Origin of the sequence: Janthinobacterium goodfellowi, assembly GCF_051380695.1 — a bacterium.
Lineage (GTDB): Bacteria > Pseudomonadota > Gammaproteobacteria > Burkholderiales > Burkholderiaceae_D > Janthinobacterium.
Genome location: NZ_JBNYXN010000002.1, coordinates 622507 through 642040, shown reverse-complemented (window position 1 = coordinate 642040; position 19534 = coordinate 622507). Strand labels below are relative to the sequence as shown.

Annotated in this window: 20 protein-coding genes; 14 read left to right on the top strand and 6 right to left on the bottom strand. The window is 64.4% G+C overall.

What is annotated here, in order from left to right:
* Positions 1-57 precede the first annotated feature (57 nt).
* A complete protein-coding gene (locus tag ACQ4WQ_RS10885) occupies positions 58-486 on the top strand; it encodes a DUF2061 domain-containing protein (protein ID WP_436496920.1) in 429 nt (142 codons plus the stop codon).
* Positions 487-566: 80 nt separating this feature from the next.
* Here the strand turns inward: ACQ4WQ_RS10885 and ACQ4WQ_RS10880 are convergent, their stop codons facing one another.
* Complete coding sequence (locus ACQ4WQ_RS10880; protein ID WP_436496918.1) at positions 567-2006, bottom strand: amidase; 1440 nt, start codon at positions 2004-2006, stop codon at positions 567-569.
* 101 nt (positions 2007-2107) lie between these two features.
* On the opposite strand from ACQ4WQ_RS10880, the gene ACQ4WQ_RS10875 reads away from it, so the two are divergent.
* The 3 genes from ACQ4WQ_RS10875 to ACQ4WQ_RS10865 all read left to right on the top strand — a co-directional run bounded on the left by ACQ4WQ_RS10875 (position 2108) and on the right by ACQ4WQ_RS10865 (position 6587).
* Entirely contained in the window at positions 2108-3031 is a 924-nt protein-coding gene (locus ACQ4WQ_RS10875) for a LysR family transcriptional regulator (RefSeq protein ID WP_436496916.1), read from the top strand.
* Positions 3032-3209: 178 nt separating this feature from the next.
* Positions 3210-5225: a c-type cytochrome gene (locus tag ACQ4WQ_RS10870; RefSeq protein ID WP_436497403.1), complete on the top strand. Its 2016-nt coding sequence runs from the start codon at positions 3210-3212 to the stop codon at positions 5223-5225.
* 81 nt (positions 5226-5306) lie between these two features.
* Positions 5307-6587: an NRAMP family divalent metal transporter gene (locus ACQ4WQ_RS10865; RefSeq protein WP_436496914.1), complete on the top strand. Its 1281-nt coding sequence runs from the start codon at positions 5307-5309 to the stop codon at positions 6585-6587.
* Between the two features lie 3 nt (positions 6588-6590).
* On the opposite strand, the gene ACQ4WQ_RS10860 is transcribed toward ACQ4WQ_RS10865, so the two are convergent.
* Positions 6591-7385: an SDR family NAD(P)-dependent oxidoreductase gene (locus ACQ4WQ_RS10860; RefSeq protein WP_326457177.1), complete on the bottom strand. Its 795-nt coding sequence runs from the start codon at positions 7383-7385 to the stop codon at positions 6591-6593.
* Between the two features lie 71 nt (positions 7386-7456).
* Between ACQ4WQ_RS10860 and ACQ4WQ_RS10855 the strand changes: the two genes are divergently transcribed.
* From ACQ4WQ_RS10855 to ACQ4WQ_RS10835, 5 genes are all read left to right on the top strand, one after another.
* Positions 7457-7855, top strand: a complete 399-nt coding sequence (locus tag ACQ4WQ_RS10855) for a MerR family transcriptional regulator (RefSeq protein WP_070310747.1) — start codon at positions 7457-7459, stop codon at positions 7853-7855.
* Entirely contained in the window at positions 7852-8502 is a 651-nt protein-coding gene (locus ACQ4WQ_RS10850) for an SMI1/KNR4 family protein (RefSeq protein WP_436496911.1), read from the top strand. The genes ACQ4WQ_RS10855 and ACQ4WQ_RS10850 overlap by 4 nt, the downstream gene beginning before the upstream one ends.
* A 100-nt stretch (positions 8503-8602) precedes the next feature.
* On the top strand, positions 8603-9154 hold the full coding sequence (locus ACQ4WQ_RS10845) for a DUF4142 domain-containing protein (protein ID WP_436496909.1): 552 nt from the start codon (positions 8603-8605) through the stop codon (positions 9152-9154).
* 100 nt (positions 9155-9254) lie between these two features.
* Entirely contained in the window at positions 9255-9641 is a 387-nt protein-coding gene (locus ACQ4WQ_RS10840; RefSeq protein WP_326457173.1) for a hypothetical protein, read from the top strand.
* A gap of 13 nt (positions 9642-9654) precedes the next feature.
* Positions 9655-10086 (top strand): hypothetical protein, encoded by a 432-nt coding sequence (locus ACQ4WQ_RS10835; RefSeq protein ID WP_436496907.1) that lies wholly within the window; start codon positions 9655-9657, stop codon positions 10084-10086.
* A gap of 63 nt (positions 10087-10149) precedes the next feature.
* On the opposite strand, the gene ACQ4WQ_RS10830 is transcribed toward ACQ4WQ_RS10835, so the two are convergent.
* Positions 10150-11193: a hypothetical protein gene (locus tag ACQ4WQ_RS10830; RefSeq protein ID WP_436496905.1), complete on the bottom strand. Its 1044-nt coding sequence runs from the start codon at positions 11191-11193 to the stop codon at positions 10150-10152.
* A 3-nt stretch (positions 11194-11196) separates the two neighbouring features.
* The gene (cadR, locus tag ACQ4WQ_RS10825; RefSeq protein WP_070218780.1) at positions 11197-11637 is read right to left on the bottom strand and encodes a Cd(II)/Pb(II)-responsive transcriptional regulator; all 441 of its coding nucleotides are present in this window, start codon (positions 11635-11637) and stop codon (positions 11197-11199) included.
* A 99-nt stretch (positions 11638-11736) separates the two neighbouring features.
* Between cadR and ACQ4WQ_RS10820 the strand changes: the two genes are divergently transcribed.
* The 3 genes from ACQ4WQ_RS10820 (at position 11737) to ACQ4WQ_RS10810 (ending at position 16629) form a co-directional block, all read left to right on the top strand.
* Positions 11737-14016, top strand: coding sequence for a heavy metal translocating P-type ATPase (locus ACQ4WQ_RS10820; RefSeq protein ID WP_436496903.1), 2280 nt, complete (start codon positions 11737-11739; stop codon positions 14014-14016).
* 85 nt (positions 14017-14101) lie between these two features.
* The gene (locus ACQ4WQ_RS10815; RefSeq protein WP_436496901.1) at positions 14102-15550 is read left to right on the top strand and encodes an alpha/beta hydrolase; all 1449 of its coding nucleotides are present in this window, start codon (positions 14102-14104) and stop codon (positions 15548-15550) included.
* A gap of 29 nt (positions 15551-15579) precedes the next feature.
* A complete protein-coding gene (locus ACQ4WQ_RS10810; RefSeq protein ID WP_436496899.1) occupies positions 15580-16629 on the top strand; it encodes an alpha/beta hydrolase in 1050 nt (349 codons plus the stop codon).
* 18 nt (positions 16630-16647) lie between these two features.
* Here ACQ4WQ_RS10810 and ACQ4WQ_RS10805 read toward each other — a convergent pair whose 3' ends face one another.
* Both ACQ4WQ_RS10805 and ACQ4WQ_RS10800 read right to left on the bottom strand, forming a co-directional pair.
* A complete protein-coding gene (locus ACQ4WQ_RS10805; RefSeq protein ID WP_436496897.1) occupies positions 16648-17442 on the bottom strand; it encodes an anti-sigma factor family protein in 795 nt (264 codons plus the stop codon).
* A gap of 1 nt (position 17443) precedes the next feature.
* On the bottom strand, positions 17444-18160 hold the full coding sequence (locus ACQ4WQ_RS10800) for a sigma-70 family RNA polymerase sigma factor (RefSeq protein WP_436496895.1): 717 nt from the start codon (positions 18158-18160) through the stop codon (positions 17444-17446).
* A gap of 32 nt (positions 18161-18192) precedes the next feature.
* Between ACQ4WQ_RS10800 and ACQ4WQ_RS10795 the strand changes: the two genes are divergently transcribed.
* Positions 18193-18591 (top strand): c-type cytochrome, encoded by a 399-nt coding sequence (locus tag ACQ4WQ_RS10795; protein ID WP_436496893.1) that lies wholly within the window; start codon positions 18193-18195, stop codon positions 18589-18591.
* A gap of 48 nt (positions 18592-18639) precedes the next feature.
* Positions 18640-19533 carry a metallophosphoesterase family protein gene (locus tag ACQ4WQ_RS10790; protein WP_436497401.1) on the top strand — a complete coding sequence of 298 codons (894 nt, stop codon included), beginning with the start codon at positions 18640-18642 and terminating at the stop codon, positions 19531-19533.
* The last annotated feature ends 1 nt before the right edge of the window (position 19534 follow it).

Sequence of the window (19534 nt, the reverse complement as noted above, 5' to 3'; positions counted from 1 at the left end):
GAGAATCGTTACTATCTAAATCAAGGATAAGCGAATTCAACAGAAAAGGAGCCTCCCTTGTTCACCGCCATCAAAACATTCAGCCAGGTTTGCACGCACATGTCGATCGCCTTCGGCCTTGCCTATTTGCTGACGGGCTCGCTGGCACTCGGTGGCTTGGCCGCAATCATCGAACCGGTCATCAACGTGGCCCTGCTGCCGTGGCACGAGAAAGCCTGGCACGCGATCCGCCGCCGTTATGCGGCCAGCCGCCTGGGCTTTGCCGCCCTGGCTGGCGAAAAACTGAGCCAGACGGCCATGCACATGGGCGTGGCTTTCAGCGTCATGTACTGGGCCACGGGTTCCATGGCCTTCGGCGGCTTGCTGGCCGTGGTCGAGCCGATCTGCAACGTGATCGTGCTGCCCTTCCACGACCGGCTGTGGGAACGATTTCGTTTTCGCATGGAAAACCGGGGCGCGGCGCGGCTGGCTACGATGCCCACCTGATACTTTTCACCCAAGAACAAGGACTGGGGGCAAACCGTGAAGTGACTTGCATCATTTGCCGGACCCGCCCATAGTCCTTGCTACACCTTGCCCGCCCACACAGGCGGACGCCGCTGCCCCCACGGCGCCGCCCGCTCCAGTTGCCCGGCCAGGCGCAGCAAGGTTCCGTCCTGACCGTAGCCGGCCATGAACTGCATGCCGATCGGCAACCCTTCATTCGACATGGCCAGCGGCACGGACATGGCTGGCAAACCGGCCACGTTGGCCAGCGGCGTGTACGGTGAATGCTCGAACAGGCGCGCCGTCCAGCCCAGCCCATCGAGCTGTTCCTCGTTCTCCCCGTAGCGCCCCAGCGGCCACGGCACATCGGGCATGGTCGGCGTGAGCAGCACATCGTACTGGCCGAACAGGGCGCCGGCGTGGCGCGTGACGGTGTTGCGCACGTCGAGGGCGGCGACGAAATCGACGGCCGACACCGTCTGCCCGTACCGGTAGCAGGCCAGTGTCGCCGGTTCCAGCGTATCGAGCGACACGGCCCGCCCGCTTTCCTGCGCCAGGCCATCGATCCACGGCACCAGGTTGGCGCACCAGATGCTGGCGTTCGCCTGCACGAAGGCTGGCCACGATACGCCCAGCGCGGGCGACACTTCCTCCACGTGGTGGCCCAGGTTTTCCAGCAGGCGCACGGTGCCTTGCAGCGCGGCATCGACGGCCGGCACTGGATGGGCGCCATTGCTGGCGATGCGCTGCACGCCGATGCGCAGCTTGCCCGGCGCCATGCTCACCTGCGACAGCCAGCTGTGGCCAGGCGGATTCGTCACATACGGTTCGCCCGGCATGATTGCCTGCACGCAGTCGAGCAAGGCGGCGCTGTCGCGCACGGTGCGGCTCACGCCCAGCTGCACGCCCAGGCCGCTGAAGATTTCATCCATGGCGGGGCCGTTCGACACCCGTCCCCGGCTGGGCTTGAAGCCGAACAGGCCCGTCGACGCGGCCGGCACGCGGATGGAACCGGCCGCGTCCGTCGCATGGGCCAGCGGCACGATGCCTGCCGCCACGGCCGCCGCCGCGCCGCCGCTGGAGCCGCCCGCGCTCAAGCTGACGTTCCAGGGATTGCGCGTGGCGCCATAGAGCACCGGTTCCGTGGTGGTGGCAAAGGCCATTTCGGGCGTGCTCGTGCGGCCGAAGGTCGCCAATCCCGCCTTGCGGAACTGCGTCATCAGGTGGGAATCAAAGGACGCGACATGGCCGGCGCCCAGGCGGCTGCCGTACTCGCTGCGTTGGCCTGCCATGGTGACGGCCACGTCCTTGATCAGGAATGGCACGCCCGCGAACGGTGCAACGCCGTCGATTGGCGTCGCATCGGCCGGCCACAGCTCGACGACGGCATTGAGTTGCGGATTGACGGCGGCACAGGCGCGCCGGGCGGCGTCGTGCAATTCGGCGGCGGAAACGTCGCCCTGGCGCAGCAGCTGGGCCAGTCCCAGGCCATCAAAGCTTGTATATTCATGGAGTTGCATCAGTTAGTTCCTGTAAAAGGTGAAGAGTGAAAGTCACAGGAACAACTGTAGGGCTTGCGCTATCATAGTGGAAATGAATAGTTACTATACTAGGTATAGCCATGGACAATTTGCGTAAGCTGGATTTGAATTTGCTGTTGACCCTCAACGCACTCTTGATCGAACGCAACGTCACGCGGGCGGCCGCGCGGCTGCACCTGAGCCAGCCTTCCGTCAGCGTGCAGCTGGGCAAGCTGCGCGCGGCCTTCGACGATCCGCTGCTGCTGCCTGGTCCGCGTGGCATGCTGCCCACGGCGCGGGCGCTGGCCCTGCTGGCACCGTTGCAAGCCGTGCTGGCCCAGCTGGAACAGGTCTTGCAGCCGGAATCGGCCTTCGATCCGGGCACGGCCGAGGTGCGCTGGAATTTGGCGGCGGCCGACGCCACCGAATATGCGATCCTGCTGCCCATGTTGCCCGCCCTGCGCGTACAGGCGCCCCTGTCGCGCATCGCCGTGTTTGAAGCCGTGCCGGCGCGCATGGCGCACGACCTGGAAAGCGGCCAGGTCGACCTCGGTTTCCTGGCACAGGAAGAGGCGCCGCCGGGCTTGCGCCACCGCACCCTGTTCACCGAGCATTACGTGCTGGCGGGCCGGCGCGGCCATCCGCTGCTGCAATCGCCGCCCGGCCTCGATCAATTCTGCGCGCTGGAATTCATCGTCGTCTCGCCCAATGGCGGCGGTTTCCGCAGCAACGTCGATACGGCGCTGGAGCTGCTGGGCCGGACGCGCAAGGTGGTGCTGTCCGTGCCGCACTTTCTGATCGTCCCGCCCCTGCTGGCAGAGTCCGACATGGTGGCCCTGCTGCCGTCGCGCCTGCTGAAAAACGCGCTGGGCGCCCTGCGCACGTGGGAGCCGCCCGTGACCCTGCCCGATTACGAGATGGCCATGGTCTGGCACGAGCGCATGCACCTGGACCCGGGCCACCGCTGGCTGCGCGAGCGCATCCTGGCCAGCTTGCAGGCGCCCCTACACGATTTTCCAGTGTAAAACACTAGGGAAGATTACCTAGTTGTTCGAAAGAAATTCCCAATGTTCGCCGTGGTGACGAATGCGTAAGCTGGCCCGTAATAATAAAGGGTCACCCATGAACGCCATTTCCATCCTGCACTGCGGTTCGCGCCGTCCTCCCGCATTTTCCTTTTCGATAACGACCTGGCTGGCGGCAATGCTCCTGGGCATGCTGGCCTTCTGCACAGGCGCCAGTGCCGCGCCCGCCAACATGCCCACGGCGTCGGCCGAGCTGATCAAGCGCGGCGAATATGTCGCCCGCCTGGGCGACTGCGTGGCTTGCCACACCAGCCCGAACGGCGCCGCCATGGCCGGTGGCCTGGAACTGAAAACGCCGTTCGGCACCATCTACAGCACGAATATCACGCCCGACGCCAAGACGGGCCTGGGTGCCTACACGTTTGCCCAGTTCGACCGCGCCATGCGCAAGGGCGTGGCGGCGGACGGCCACAATCTGTACCCGGCCATGCCCTACCCTTCCTACGCGAAGATCACGCCCGGCGACATGCAGGCGCTGTACGCCTACCTGCAGCGGGGCGTGGCGCCCGTGGCGCAGCAAAACCGCGAAACGGACATGAAATGGCCGTTCAGCATGCGCTGGGGCCTGTCCTTGTGGAATGCCGTCTTCCTCGACGACGCGCCGTTCAAGCCCGACAGTGCCAAGTCGGCCCAGTGGAACCGGGGCAGCTACCTGGCCCAAGGGCTGGGCCATTGCGGCTCCTGCCATACGCCGCGCGGCGTGGCTTTCCAGGAAAAAACCATGGGCCAGGACGGCGGCAGCGGCAAGCACTACCTGTCCGGTTTTACCTTCGACGGCTGGCATGCGGTGAACCTGCGCAATCTGTGGACGCCGGGCGACATCGTGCAATTGCTGAAAACGGGCCGCAACAGTTTCGGCACGGCGGCCGGCAGCATGACGGAAGTCATCACGCACAGCACGCAATACTTCACGGATGCCGACCTCAACGCGCTGGCGCACTACCTGCACGGCTTGCCCGCCAAGGATGGCGCGGCCGCGCCGCCGAAGAAAACGGCGCCCCTCGTAGCGGCCAGCAACGATGCGCTGTACAACACGCGCGGCGGCCTGGGCTACCTGCAGTTCTGCGCCACCTGCCACCGCCGCGACGGTCGTGGCGTGGACAACATTTTCCCGCCGCTGGCGCAAAACGACTCGGTGCAGTCGAAGGACGCCACCACCGTCATCCATATCGCGCTGACGGGCTGGCAGTCGGCCGTCACGCAGCACTCGCCCCGCTCGTTCGGCATGCCCGCGTATGACCGCCTGTCGGACACGGAACTGGCGGAAATCCTCACCTTTGTGCGCGGCAAGTGGGGCAACCAGGGCGCGCCCGTCACGCCTGCGCAGATCGCCACAGTGCGCAAGGAGCTCAAGCTCAAGGCGCCGGACGCGGGCGGCTTCGTCACGCCCCGCTTCGCCGCCCTGACGGCCGATCCGAATGCCGGCCAGTTGATCCACGGCATGCAGCTGATGACGGAAACGCGCGCCCGCCTGCCGCAAAACGTGGGCAACGACCTCAATTGCAGCAGCTGCCACCTGAATGGCGGCACCGTGGCCGGCGGTTCGCCCTTCCTCGGCATTTCCGCCTTCTTCCCGTCGGAAGCACCGCGCGCCGGCAAGGTCATCAGCCTGGGCGAGCGCATCAACGGCTGCTTCCGCCGCTCCATGCATGGCAAGCCGCTGCCCGTGGACGGCCCCGACCTGCAAGCGATGGTCGCCTACATCGACTGGATGAAGGGCGCCACGCAGGCGGGCGACAAGGTGGCGGGACGCGGCGTGGCGAAGATAGACCGTGCTCTGCTGCCCGATCCCGTGCATGGCAAAAAAGTGTATGCCGAGCAATGCGCCGTTTGCCATGGCGCGAATGGCGAAGGCATCAAGGGCGCCAATGGCGTCGTCGCCTTCCCGCCGCTGTGGGGCGACCGTTCGTTCAATATCGGCGCCGGCATGGCCCGCACCTACACGGCGGCCGGCTTCGTCAAGGCGAATATGGTAATGGGCCACGGCCAGAAATTCCCGCTGGGCCAGGGCAACCTGTCCGACCAGGACGCCGTCGACGTCGCCGAGTATTTCACCCACATGCCGCGCCCGGACTTCCCCGACAAGGTCAAGGATTGGCCCAAGGGCGGCAAGCCCAAGGATGCGCGCTACTGAGGCGCGCGTTTCCAGGGGGCGGCCCTTCTTGGCGACGCCCGCCTGTGATACGCTGCTCGCTCCACCACACAGGAGCGATGCATGCAGACCGACAGCGGCCACGCGGACCCGTCCGACACCTGGCTGGGCAAGCTGGGGCCCGGCCTGATCACGGGCGCGGCCGATGACGACCCCAGCGGCATCGCCACGTATTCGCAGGCGGGCGCCCAGTTCGGTTTCGGCATGCTGTGGACCGTGTGCCTGACGTTTCCCCTGATGCTAGGTATCCAGGTCATCAGCGCCAAGATCGGCCGGGTCAGCGGCCATGGGCTGGCGACGAATATCCGCCGCCACTATCCGAAATCCTTGCTGTACGCCATCGTCGGCTTGCTGCTGCTGGCCAATGTCATCAATATCGCCGCCGACGTGGCCGCCATGGGCGACGCCCTGACCCTGATCATCGGCGGCCCCACCCATTTGTACGCCGTGGGCTTCGGCCTGCTGTCGCTGCTGCTGCAAGTCTTTATTCCCTATCAACAGTACGTGCGCATCCTGAAATGGCTGACCCTGGGCTTGCTGGCCTACGTGGCCACCGTGCTGACCGTGCATATTCCCTGGGGCGAAGTGGCGCTGCGCACGGTCTGGCCGCAGTTCGCCTGGTCGGCCGCCTCGGTGACCATGATCGTGGCCGTGTTCGGCACCACGATCAGCCCCTATTTATTCTTTTGGCAAGCCTCGCAGGAAGTGGAAGACATGCAGGCCGATGCCAGCGCGCAAGCCTTGCGCCGTGCGCCGGAACAGGCGCCACGACAATTCCAGCGCATCAAGATGGACACGGCCATCGGCATGGGCTTTTCCAACCTGGTGGCCTTCTTCATCATGCTGACGACGGCCGCGACCTTGGGCGCGCAAGGCATCACGCACATCGATACGTCCGCCCAGGCCGCTTCCGCCCTGCGCCCCATCGCGGGCGACTTCGCCTTCGCGCTGTTCAGCCTGGGCATCATCGGCACGGGCTTGCTGGCCATTCCCGTGCTGGCCGGCTCGGCCGCCTACGCCATGGCCGGCGCCTTTCACTGGAAAAACAGCCTGGAACTGGCGCCCCGGGCCGCCAAGAAGTTCTATGGCATCATCGTCACGGCCACCGTGATCGGCGCCGCCCTGTGCTTCACGCCGCTCGACCCCATCAAGGCCCTGTACTGGAGCGCTGTCATCAACGGCGTCATTTCCGTACCGATCATGGCCCTGATGATGGTGATGGCCTCGCGCCCCGCCATCATGGGCACCTTGACCATTTCGCGCCGCCTGCGGGCGCTGGGCTGGCTGTCGACCATCGTCATGGCGACGGCCGTGCTGGCCATGTTCGCCACCATGATCTTTTGATGCCTAGGCCGCCTTCGGCTTGAGCATGCCTTCCACGATGCCCAGCACGGTCTGGCGCGGCAGCAGGCGCGGCAACCAGGCCAGCAGCCGGTTGGGCCGGCCCGCCACGTGGCTGCTGCGGCCACGGTCCAGCGCACGCAGCGCTTCATCGACCACCGCTTGCGGCGCCATGCGCTTGCCCACGGCCGCTTCGGGCGCGGCCACGACGTCGAAGAAAGCCGTGTCCGTGGCGCCCGGGCACAGGCCCAGCACGCGCACGCCGCGGCTGCGGTTTTCCGCCCACAGCGCTTCCGAGAACGACAGCACGAAAGCCTTGCTGGCGCCGTAGACCGCCATGTAGGGATCGGGCTGCAAGGCCGCCGTGGACGCCACGTTGATGATGGCGCCCCGCCCCTGCGCCAGCATGTGCGGCAAGGCGCAGTGCGTCAGTTCCATCAGGGCCGTGCAATTGACGGTGACTTCGCCAACTTGCCGTGCAAGATCGATGCTTTCAAAGCGGCCATGCGTGGCGAAACCCGCATTATTGATCAGCACGTCGGGCGGCATGCCCAGCGCGCAAGCCCGTGCATAAGCTTCCTTGGCGGCGCCAGGCAGGCCCAGGTCGGCCACCAGCGCATGGGCGCGGATACCGTGGCGCTGGGAAAGTTCCTTGGCCAGGCTGTCGAGCACGGCGCCGGAACGGGCCAGCAGCAGCAAATGGGCGCCGCGCGCAGCCAGGGTTTCCGCAAAGACGCGGCCGATGCCGGACGAGGCGCCCGTGATCAGCACGGTCTGGTTGGTGTAGTTGAAGGCGGTCATGGCAAAAGTGTCGTAGTTGAAAGTGTTTCTACTGTAAACTGCGGTCTTTAGTCCACGGTCAAGGGGAATCGATGCGTATCGGAGAAATCACCCGCCTGACGGGCGTCAGCAAGGACACGGTGCGCTTTTACGAGCGCCAAGGGCTGCTGGACGAAGCGCCGCAGCCGGGTTTGACGAATAACTACAAGGAATATTCGGCGCAGGCCTTGCGCCGGATCGAGCTGATCGGCCACGCCAAGGCGCTGGGTTTTACCCTGAAGGAAATCGCCGAGGTCATTGCCGTCTGGCAGGAAAATGCGCTCGATGCGCAAACCAAGCGGGCCATGCTGGAAACGAAAATCGCGCAGATCGACGACAAGGCCCGCTCGATGGCCGTGCTGCGCGCCGGACTCGTCGATGCGCTGGCCAAGGTGGAGACGGGTTGCGAGGACGGCGTGGCGGTCGCAAGAAACTACAAGGATAATCAATGACTTATTACACGCAATACCGCCACCTGGCGCTCGAGGGTGCCAAGCCTGCCCCCACGGCGCAGCAGATCGCCGCCATCGAAGCCTTGCTGGAAGCGCCGCTGCCGCCCGCTTTCCTGGCTTTCCTGCAAGTGGCCAACGGCGCCTGGTTCGACTACACCACCGATGTGCCGGACGGCAATGGCGGCGTGGAAAAAATGGGCTTCAATACCTTCTTCAGCGCCGACGAAGGCGATTTCTGCGATGAAACTTTGGTGGGCGAAATCCGCGCCGCGCGCGAGCATGCGGGCATGCCCGTGAAAATCCTGCCCTTCGCCCGCGATGGTGGCAATTCCATGCTCTACCTGGACTTGACGGACGAAGGCGGCGGCCGCGTGCTGGCCTATGTGCAGGAGTTGCCGGACTGGACGGGCAAGCGCGCCCACGGCCTGATGGAACTGGCGCCCTCGTTCGACGCCTGGCTGGACAGCCTGTATATCGACCGCGATTCGGTGCTCGACGAACTCGAACACTGCGTGTCGGAGCCATCGCACCTGGACGCGATGGCGGAATGGCTCGATATTGGCATGCCCGCCTGGCGCCGCGATGCGGGCATCAGCGCCCTATTTGCCCTGAAACAAGTCGAATTGTGCGCTAGCGAACAGGACTAGTCCTACTAACAGCTTCGAAAATGTCCTATGGGTGTGCGTGGGTTGACGGCTTAACATTGTCATCAGCTTGCAGAAAAAACCACAACCGAAAGGAGTCCCCATGCCTATCCCGACCACCAGCTCCCGTACCCCGTCCTTCAAAAGCGTGGCCATCGGCGCCGCCGTTGCCTTATTGAGCGGTATCGCCATCAACAGCATCGCCGCTGCGGCGCCGGGCGCGTACGACAAGCAATTCCTCAGCAAGGCCGCCGACGCGGGCAGCACGGAAATTGCCGCTAGCAAAGTCGCGCAAAGCAAGAGCAGCAATGCGGAAGTGAAGAAATTCGCCGATGCCATGGTCACCGATCATACGAAAGTGGCCGATGAACTGAAACAGCTGGCCAGCAGCAAGCACATCGAGGTCAGCGACCAGCCCGGCAAGAAGCACCAGGCGCAGATCGACAAGCTGAGCCGCCTGGAAGGCAAGCAATTCGATGCGGAATACGCGGCCAGCATCGGCGTGGCGGCACACAAGGATGCGGTGAAACTGTTCACGGACGCCAGCCAGAAGGCGAGCGATCCCGACATCAAGGCTTTTGCCGCGAAGACCTTGCCAGCGCTGCAACATCACCTGGAGATGGCCAACACCCTGCAGGCGGCATTGCCGAAATAGACAGCTACGCGGGGAATACTTGCCGCACGTGCCGTACAGCAAGTATTTCCGCTCTTGACATACAATGCGGCAACTCCGTTTTTGGCCATGCCATGACCTCATGCAGCTACTCAAGAAAACCGGCCTGATCGCCGCCGCCCTCCTGTTCGCCCTCCTGCTGGCAGCCTGGCTGTTCATCAAAGTCAGCGCGGCGCGCAATGCCAGCGTATATGCCCAGCAGTGGAACGACCAGCGCACGTGCGTGATCAAGACCTATGTGCCCCACTACGGCGACGGCGTGCCGCAGAACATCGTGCGCGCCCTCAGCACGTCCAGCTTCTTCCGCGTCTACCACAAGGATGGCACCTTGCTGGAAAGCACGGAATGGGTGCTGGACATGCATGAAGACGGCATTCTCGACCATGCGCGCTGGGGCCAGAACCAGACCCGCGCCATCTACCCGACGGACATGGGCGACGAAGGCTGGACTCTGCCAGAATGCGCGTGAACGGGGAGCAATTGTGCAAAAACAAAATGGACTGCGCGGCCCCTGGGGCGACCTGCCGTATGAACCGACGCTGTACCACTTCCTCGGCCCCTTCGACGTATATGACCGTGAAGAAACCCTGGGCGTGGAACTGGACACCTGGGACATGAACGACCCGCTCCAGCGCGCGGCGCTGATACGGCGCGACATCACCTCGCAATACAAGGAACTGAGCTACCGCCACCGCCATGCGCTGGTGGCCGTGCTGGCGCAGGCGCTGCAAGACCCCGCCTACGATTTCCAGGCCATCCTCGAGCATGACCCCGACAGCACCTACGCCCTGCCCGCCCTGTGGGATGACATGGCCGACCCGCGCGCCTTCTTTGCCGATATCTACCGCCTGGCCCGGCAGGATTGGGCCGACGACCTGGCCAGGGCGGCGGCGGAAGACCCGTCCGACTGGTAGCGCGGCGCGGATTTCAGGGGGAGTCGAAGCCTTCCGCCCGGGTGGCCCGCCGCTGTTGCCGCCTTAGTGCGGCGGCTGCATGGCCGCTGCCGCGCAGTCGAGCATACGCTTGCCTGCCGCCACCAGTGCCGGATCGTCCTCGTCCTGCAGCAGCGTCCCGACGACGCTCTGGTCGGCAACGCTGCCCTGCATGGCGGCCAGGCGCGCCACGCGGTCTTGCGTGGCACCATCGCCAAGGGTACGGGCACTGAAAAAGCTGTACAGGCCGGCGATTTCGTGTTGCTGCAGCCATTGCATCAATTGCACCAGGCGCGCCTGCTCCACATAGCTCAGTTCGCTCACCTTGCGCTCCGCCAGCGCCTCATACACTTCCAGGCGCGCCATCCAGTTGCCCTGGGCGGCAGCCGCAAGCAGCTGGTCCCAGACGGCACCGGCGTGCGGCACGGGCCGCGGCTGCAGCTGATAGGCCAGCACGGCTTGCTGCTGCGGCAATGCGCCGTAGGCCGTGGGCGCCTTGCAGACGAACTGGCGCGCATCGGGGCCGCCTTGCCGCAAGCCGCTGGCGATATGCCGCTCGATCTTGTCGCCGATGGCCAGCAGGCGCCTGGCGTGTTCCTGCATGGACCACTGCGGCGGCAATTTGCCCAGCCAGGCCAGTGCATCGTCGTTGGCCCGCACCGCCAGCTCGTAGGCTACCGCCTTGGCCTGTTGATCTTTCTCTCTGGCCAGTTTTTCCGCATCCTGTCTGATATCGTATTGGCTGCCGCTTTGCTTGAGTTTCAGGCATGACTGGAAGGCGGCAGGCGCTTCCTGCCAGCAGCGAGCCGGCACCGTGAACGTCCAGCGCATGCTGACCGTTTCCAGGACATACGTCTCTTCGCCCTCTTCTGCCTTGAGATAGGCGCGGCCGTCCGTCTTGGTCACGCCTTTTGTCAGCTGCTTGCCGTCCGCCGTGCTCCAGGTATACGGGTCATCGTCTTGCGGCACGCCGGGCACGGCGTACAGGGTCAGGTAGTGGCCGGCGGTGGCAGGAACATCTGCCGCATGGCTCAGCGGCGACAGCAGGGACAAGGTGAATAAAGTTCTTACCGGTAACAGTTTCAGCATGAATCAATGGGATTGTGGGAGTTCTGTGTGGCAGGCGCAGTCGTGGCCGCTGGCAGCCTCGGACAGGTTTTGCAGGATGGCGCAGTCTTGCGACGGCTGCGGCTGGTCGCACTGGTGGCGCAGGGTCACCAGCTGCTGCTGCAGGGTTTGCAAATTCGCCATCTGCTCGGCGATGCGCAGGATATGGTGGTCGAGCAATTCATTGACGCTCTGGCAGCCTTCGGCCGGATTGTTCTTAAATTCCAGCAAGGCGCGGATATCGGTCAAGCCGATCTGCAAGGAACGGCAATGGCGGATGAATTGCAGCCGTTCCTGATGTTCTTCGCGGTATTCGCGGTAGCCGGCGCTGTTGCGGCCCGGCTCCTGCAGCAAGCCCGCCTTTTCATAGTAACGCACGGTTTCCACGTCACAATCTGTCCGTTTGGCCAGTTCTCCGATACGCATGGCATCCCCTTTTCATTCTTTCGTGCAAATTCCGCTTGACCCTGTAGCGGCTACAGGGTTTCTAATGCAAGCATACACGAAACCGGAAGGACGAATGCGATGCCGCACGATAGCCATAATCACACGCACGACCACGAGCACAAGCATGACCATGAGCATGCCCCCAAGGTCGCCAGCTGCTGCGCCAGCCAGCATGCGTGCTCGTCCACGCCAGCAGCCCCGTCCGCGCCAGCCCTGCCCAGCGCCCCCATCGCTGGCGCGAGCACGGCCAAGTACCGCATCGCCAACATGGATTGCCCCACGGAAGAACGGCTGATCCGCAACAAGCTGGCCAATATGGCGGGCGTCGTGGGCCTCGATTTCAACCTGATGAACCGCGTGCTCGACGTGCACCATATCCTGCCTACACTGGCGACGGTGGAAGCGGCCCTGCACGGCATCGGCATGCAGGCGATCCCCATGGAAGCGGACGCTGCCGTCGCGCGCGACCCGGACGAAGGCAATCTGTCCGGCCTGCAAAAGGGTTTGCTGGTCGTTTCCGGCCTGGCCGCAGCGGGCGCCGAAGCGCTGGCGTGGACCACGCACGCAGACAGTTCGCCCCTCGTCATCGCCCTGGCCCTGCTGTCGATCGCCACGGGCGGCTGGCCGACCCTGAAAAAGGGCTGGATTGCCCTGAAGACGTTCACCTTGAACATCAATTTCCTGATGAGCCTGGCAGTGTTTGGCGCCATCGCCATCGGCCAGTGGCCGGAAGCGGCCATGGTCATCTTCCTGTTCGCCATCGCCGAGCTGATCGAGGGCTTGTCGCTGAACCGCGCGCGCAATGCCGTGCACAGCCTGATGCAGCTGGCGCCCGACACGGCGACCGTTGCCGACGCCAGCGGCGCCTGGAACCAGGTCAGCGTGGCCACGGTGGCCATCGGCACGGTGATGCGCGTGAAACCGGGCGAGCGCATCGCCCTCGACGGCGTGGTGGCCAGTGGCGAGTCGTCCGTCAACCAGGCACCGATCACCGGTGAAAGCATGCCGGTGGACAAGACCGTGGGCGACGTCGTGTATGCGGGCACCATCAATGAACGGGGCTTGCTCGACGTCGCCGTGACGGCCAACAGCGGCAACAGCACGCTGGCCAAGATCGTCAAGGTGATCGAGGAAACCCAGGGAAAACAGGCACCCACGCAGCGCTTTGTCGACAATTTTGCCCGCTACTACACGCCGGCCGTCGTCGTCTTCGCCATCCTCGTGGCCGTGCTGCCGCCCTTGCTGCTGGGCCAGCCCTTCATGGCCTGGGTGTATAAAGCGCTGGTCATGCTGGTGATCGCCTGTCCGTGCGCGCTCGTCATTTCCACGCCGGTGACGGTCGTCAGCGGCCTGACGGCGGCCGCGCGGCGCGGTATTTTAGTGAAAGGCGGGCAATTCCTGGAAACGGGCTATCGCATCAAGGCTATCGCCGTCGACAAGACGGGCACCTTGACCATGGGCAAACCGGCCGTCACGGACGTGGTGGCCCTGGAAGGCAGCGACCGCGACGCCATCCTGCTGCTGGCCGCCAGCCTGGATGCCAATTCCGCCCACCCGCTGGCCGCCGCCATCGTCAAGGCGGGACCGCCCGCCGGCAGTCACTTGCCCGTCAGCCAGTTTGCCGCGCTGCATGGACGCGGCGTACGCGGCAGCATCGACGGCCAGACCTATTATCTGGGCAATGCGCGCCTGATGACGGAGTTGAACGTGCTGACGCCGGCACTGCAAGCCATCCTGGCGCGGCTGGAACAGCAAGCCTACACGGCCATGGTGCTGGCCACCCCGGCCGGTGCGCTGGGCGTGATCGCCGTGGCCGACGTGCTGCGCCCGACGGCGGCCTCCGCCATTGCCCGCCTGAATGCGCTGGGCGTGACCACCGTGATGCTGACGGGCGACAATCTGCTGACGGCGCAGCGCATCGCGGCCGAGGTGGGCGTGAGCCTGGTCAAGGCGGAATTGCTGCCGGAAAATAAGCTCGATGAAATCAAGGCCTTGCAGCAGCAGTTTGGCGTGGTGGCCATGCTGGGCGACGGCGTCAACGACGCACCCGCCCTGGCGCAAGCCGACATCGGCTTTGCCATGGGCGCGGCCGGCAGCGACACGGCCATCGAAACGGCGGACGTGGCCCTGATGGACGATGAACTGGGGAAATTGCCCGAATTCATCAGCCTGAGCCAGCGCACGCGCAGCATCCTCGTGCAAAACATCAGCTTTGCCATCGGCATCAAGGCCGTCTTCTTTGGCCTGGCCCTGGCCGGCATGGCGACTTTGTGGATGGCCGTGTTCGCCGATGTGGGCGCCAGCCTGCTGGTGGTGGCGAACGGCTTGCGCTTGCTGCGCAATAACAAGCAAGCATAGTCCTCCGCAGAAATATTTCCATCTGGACAATTGCTGTAAAAAACGCTACTTTGGCGGCTGATCTCCACCTTCGCCAAAGTAGCCGATGACCTTGCTGCCCCGTTTGACCCTGCTGGCCGCTCTGCTGGCTGGCACCTCCCTGCACGCCGAACCGATGTTTTTCACGCCCTGCTCCGATACGGCCGCCCCCGGCAGCCTGTGCTCGGGCTTGAACGTGCCCGGCAACTACGATGCCCAGGGACGCGCCGTCGGCGACGCGGATGCCATGCACGTCTTCGTGCGCAAGTTTGCCGCCGATGTGCCTGCCGGCAAGTCCGCCAAGGGCACGCTGTGGCTGGTGGCGGGCGGCCCCGGCGAATCGGGCGCTTCGTTCTACAGCCTGCTGCCTGCCTTGCGCCGCAGCTTTCCCGGCTTTGAATTCCTGATCCCCGACCATCGGGGCACGGGGCATTCCTCGCGCCTGTGCAAGGTGGAAGAGTCCGAACAAAGCCCCGGCGGCCGCGCCCTGGCCGGCGCGGAATGGGCCAGCTGCTTCAAGGGCATCAACTTGATGCCGGAATACGCGGACCAGTTTTCCATCACCACGGCCGCGCGCGACTTGAAGGCGCTGATCGAGGGCGAACGGGGCAAGAGCAAGCGCAAGCAGCCGCCCGTGTATGTATACAGTGTGTCGTACGGCACGCAGCTGGTCTTGCGCACCTTGCAGCTGGGGCCGCTGCCCGTCAAGGGCGTGATTTTCGACTCCTTGGTGCCGCCGCAAACGGATGCACGCTGGGACTTGAGCCAGCGCTCGCACGTGGTCAACCAGGTCGGCATGCAGGTGCTGGCCCGCTGCGACGCGGATGCGGCTTGCCATGCGGCATTGGGCGAGCCGGCTGCCAGCTTGTACCGGCGCGTGCTGGACAAGGCGCAAGCCGATCCTGCCCTGCTGGCGAAGATTCCCGGCAAGAACCTGAAGCACTTCCTGGGCGGCATGCTCGACGTGCCGGCCGCCCGGGCCCGCATCCCGTATCTGCTTCACGACCTGGACCGGGGCGGCGAGGCGGAACTGGCTGCCGTGCGCGCCACGTTGGCGGAGGCGGCGGCCAGCCTGGGCAGCTATCCCCAGTCGCCGCTGTCGATTCCGCTGGTCAGCATCATCAGCAATTCGGAAAACAATCTGCAGCCTTCCTTGCGCCCCGGCTGGACGGCCGCCGACCTCGACCGCGAAGAGGCGGACTTGCTGTTGACCAGTCCCCTGCCCCGCATCCTGCTGGGCGGCGGCTTGCCCACCTACCCGCGCGACGCCTATTTCGGCGCCTTGCCGGCAAAAGTACCGCCGACCCTGGTGCTGCAGGGAACCCTGGACCCGAAGACGCCGTACGCTGGCGCGCAGGCGCAAGTGCAGGCTTTGGTGCAGAGCAAGGCGGGCAAGGTGGCCCTGTCCACCGTGCAGAATGCCCCGCATTTCATCCTGTGGACGGCACCTGCCTGCTTTGAACAGGCCAGCACCCGCTTTATTACCGGCAAGCCGGCGCAGGATTGCACGCTGTAGTTTCCACGCACAATAGAGAAGAGGACGATATGCGCACCACAGGCCTGGCATTGCTGCTGTTAACTTGTTGCGGCACGGCGCAGGCGGCGGCGCCCGCCTCGCCGTCCATCTGCGCCTCGCCCGCGCAAGCCGTGCGCGAACAGGGCTACGTGTCCATCAATGGCATCGAGCAATGGATCACCGTCACGGGCGCCGCCTGCGGCAATCCCGTGATCCTGTTTATCCATGGCGGTCCCGGCAATGCCTTGAGTCCGTTTGCCGATGCCATCTATGCCGGCTGGCAACAGAATTACACCCTGGTGCAGTGGGACCAGCGCGGCGCGGGCATGACGTATGCAAAACAGCGCTCGACGGAAGATATCGCCTTGACGGTGGAACAGATGCGCGATGACGGCATTGCCGTGGCGGCCTATCTGCGGCAGCACCTGGGTAAGGACAAAGTCATTTTAATGGGCAGTTCCTGGGGTTCGATCCTGGGCGTGCACATGGCCAAGGCGCGCCCCGACCTGTTCCACGCGTATATCGGCACGGCGCAGGTGGTCAATGCGCGCGACAACGAGGCCGGCATGTACCGGCAAGTGCTTGCGCTGGCGCAAGCGGCGAACGATGCACCCACGGTGGACAAGCTGGCGGCGCTGGGTCCGCCGCCCTGGCGCGATCCCCGCAACTTCGGCATCCTGCGCCGCTTCGACCGTAAATATGAAGCATTGGCAACGGATGCGCCGCCAAAACACTGGTGGCAGCCGGCGCCGTTCTACGCCACGCCACAAGCGCTGGCCGATGCCGAGGCGGCCGATGACTACTCGTACATCCAGTTCATCGGCATGCGCGGCGACGGCATGTTCTCAGGCGTGAACCTGCCGGCGCTGGGCACGCGTTTCGATTTGCCCGTGTTCCTTATCATGGGCGAAGCGGACTTGCTGACCTCGCCCGCCATCGCGCGCACGTATTTCGACAGCATCACGGCGCCCGTCAAGAGTTTTACCCTGGTGAAACGGGCCGGGCACGACCCCAACCAGGCCGTGCTGGACGCCCAATGGACGGTCTTGCGCGACAAGGTGGCGCCGCTGCTCAAGTAACACGCGCAGCACGACGCTTTACGGCAGCGCTTCCTTGTCGATCTGCGCCGCGAGCCGGCGCTCGAAGTCCATCAGTTCAGGTACATTGAGGTCGGAGATGAGCCGGTATTCCATGCCGGAGCGGCTCCAGCGTATCAAGTGATAGCCCTGCCTGACGGTCAGGCGCGGCGGCGCATCGCGCTGCGCCTGGTCGGGCCAGACATACAGGTTCAGCACATGCTGATGCCGGCGATACGCGAGCGCGGCGACGGGACGCTGCCTGATGTAGTCGAGGCGCCCGCCGACCAAGGGAAAGCCAGCTTGCGCCAGGTCAACCACGGGCGGTGAAAAATCGAGCTTGCCGCTGAACCATGGCTTGACCGTGTGCTGGTCGGACGAGGCCACGTCGGCCAGGTGATCGGGCATCAGCGAACGGAAATGGCTGGCCACGATCTCCTGGTCCAGCCGTTCAGCGTCCGATGGCACGGACAGATACAGTGCCAGCGTGACGGCGAACGCGGCCGTGCTGACGCCGGCCACGCCAAGATTGATCCATGTCCACGGCAGTTGCGCCCATTTCCAGCCCCGGGGCTTCTCCTTGGCCGTCTTTCCCTCTTCCTGCAGCGCCTGGCGCAAGCGTTGCTGCAGGGCAGCTGGCGCCGCATGGCGCACGCCATGCTGGCTCACCGCCGCGCGCAAGGCCAGCAGCTGTTCGTACGCCCTCGCGCAGTCCGGGCAATGGGCCAGATGCTGCGTCAATTGCCGCGCCGCCAATGCGTCGAGTTCGCCATCGGCAAAGGCGGACATCTTGCTCTGTGATTCGGTGCACTCCATTTCATTTCTCATCGGTATGTTGTTTCAGGTATATCAACAGCAGCTTGCGCCCTCGCGCCAGGCGCGACATCACCGTGCCGATCGGGATGCCGACGATGTCCGCGATCTCCTTGTAGGACAAATCGTCGATCTCCTTCAGCACCAGCACTTCCCGGTAAGGCCGCGGCAGTGCTTCCAGGGCATGGTTGATCGCCTGCTTCACGTCGGCCCTGGCCAATATGTCTTCCGGGTTGCCGCCGGCAGCATCCGGCACCATGCCGCAGCCATCCCCATCGCGCCCGTGAATTTCCTCGTCGAAGCCGATGTCATCGTGTTGCGGGCGGCTGTCGCGCAGCGACGTGTAATAGGTATTGCGCACGATCGTCAGCAGCCAGGCGCGCGCGCCGCCGCCATCACCATGGTAGCCGTCCATGAAGCGGCAGGCGCGCAGGAATGCCGTCTGCACCAGGTCCTGGGCATCCTGATCATTGCGCGTGAGCCATCGCGCCAGGTTGTAGGCGGAATCCAGATGAGGCATGGCAATTTTTTCAAACAACCTGGTTTTATCGATGTCATTCAAATCAACACCCATCCGCCTGTCGACCGTCTCATTGCATAAGACTCGCTTTGCCTGCCGTTTATTCCCGCTGCAGGGACAAAAATAAACGGGCATGGACGGGAATATTTTCACCGCCTTCGGAGTTATAGCATCTGCAGGCCCCGATTGCATCGGGTGCATGCCAGATATCTGCAAATGGAAGGGACTTCGCCATGACATACGCATACTTCATCGCTGGCCTGGCCGCAGCCATGCTGATGGCAGCCGGCGGCGCGGCCAACGCCGGCGACGCCATGCGCGGCCAGGTGCTCTACAAAACCATGTGCATGTCCTGCCACTCGATCGACTACAACGGCGTCGGTCCCGCGCACAAAGGCGTGTTTGGCAGGAAAGCCGGTAGCGCCGCCGGCTACAGCTATTCGCCGGCCGTGAAGGCGTCCGGCGTCGTGTGGGGCGAGAAAACGCTGGATCAATGGCTGACGAATCCGGAAAAGCTGATTCCCGGCCAGAAGATGGGCTATATGGTGCCGTCTGCGCAGGACCGCGCCGACCTGATCGCGTATTTGCAGCAGGAAGCCGGGCGGGCCAGCCCGGCCACGGCCGCCAGATAGCGCTTGTTTTGCCAACCGGCATCCACTGAAACGAGGAGAGATATCATGATGGACCGCAGAAGTTTCATGAAACTGACCGCCATCGGCGGCGGCGCCGTATTCATGTCCGGACTGTATGGACATGCGCAGGCGGCAGCGGCCGGCAAGACGGCCGCCCCCTACGACGATTTCTATTTCGTCCAGCTGTCCGACGTGCACTGGGGTTTCAGCGGCGCCGCCAATCCCGACGCCCTCAATACCTTCCGCAAGGCCGTCGCCACCGTGAATGCGCTGGAGGTGCAACCCGACTTCATCATCTTCACGGGCGACCTGACCCACACGACGGACGACCCGAAGGAGCGCCGCCAGCGCATGGGCGAATTCAAGGACATCGCGGCGGGGTTGAAGGTGAAAAACGTGCGTTTCATCCCCGGCGAGCACGACGCCTCGCTCGACAACGGCGCCGCCTTCAAGGAGAATTTCGGGCCGTCCAATTACACGTTCGAGCACAAGGGCGTGCATTTCATCGCCCTCGACAACGTCTCCGACCCCGGCGCGCGCATCGGCGACGCCCAGCTGGAGTGGCTCAAAAACGACCTGGACAGGCAGGCCAAGGATGCGCGCATCGTCGTCTTCACCCACCGCCCCCTGTTCGACCTCGTGCCCAAGTGGGACTGGGCCACGCGCGACGGCGACAAGGCGATCGCCCTGTTAATGCCGTACAGCAATGTGACTGTGTTCTACGGCCATATTCACCAGGAACATCACCACATGACGGGGCAAATCGCGCACCATGCCGCCAAGTCGCTGATTTTCCCCTTGCCGGCGCCCGGTTCGCAGGAAAAGCGCACGCCCCTGCCTTGGGACCCGGCCATGCCGTACAAGGGCCTCGGCTTTCGCGAGGTGGAAGCGCAGGCGGGGAATGACTACCAGCTCACGGAATTTCCCGTCACGAGGACGTAAG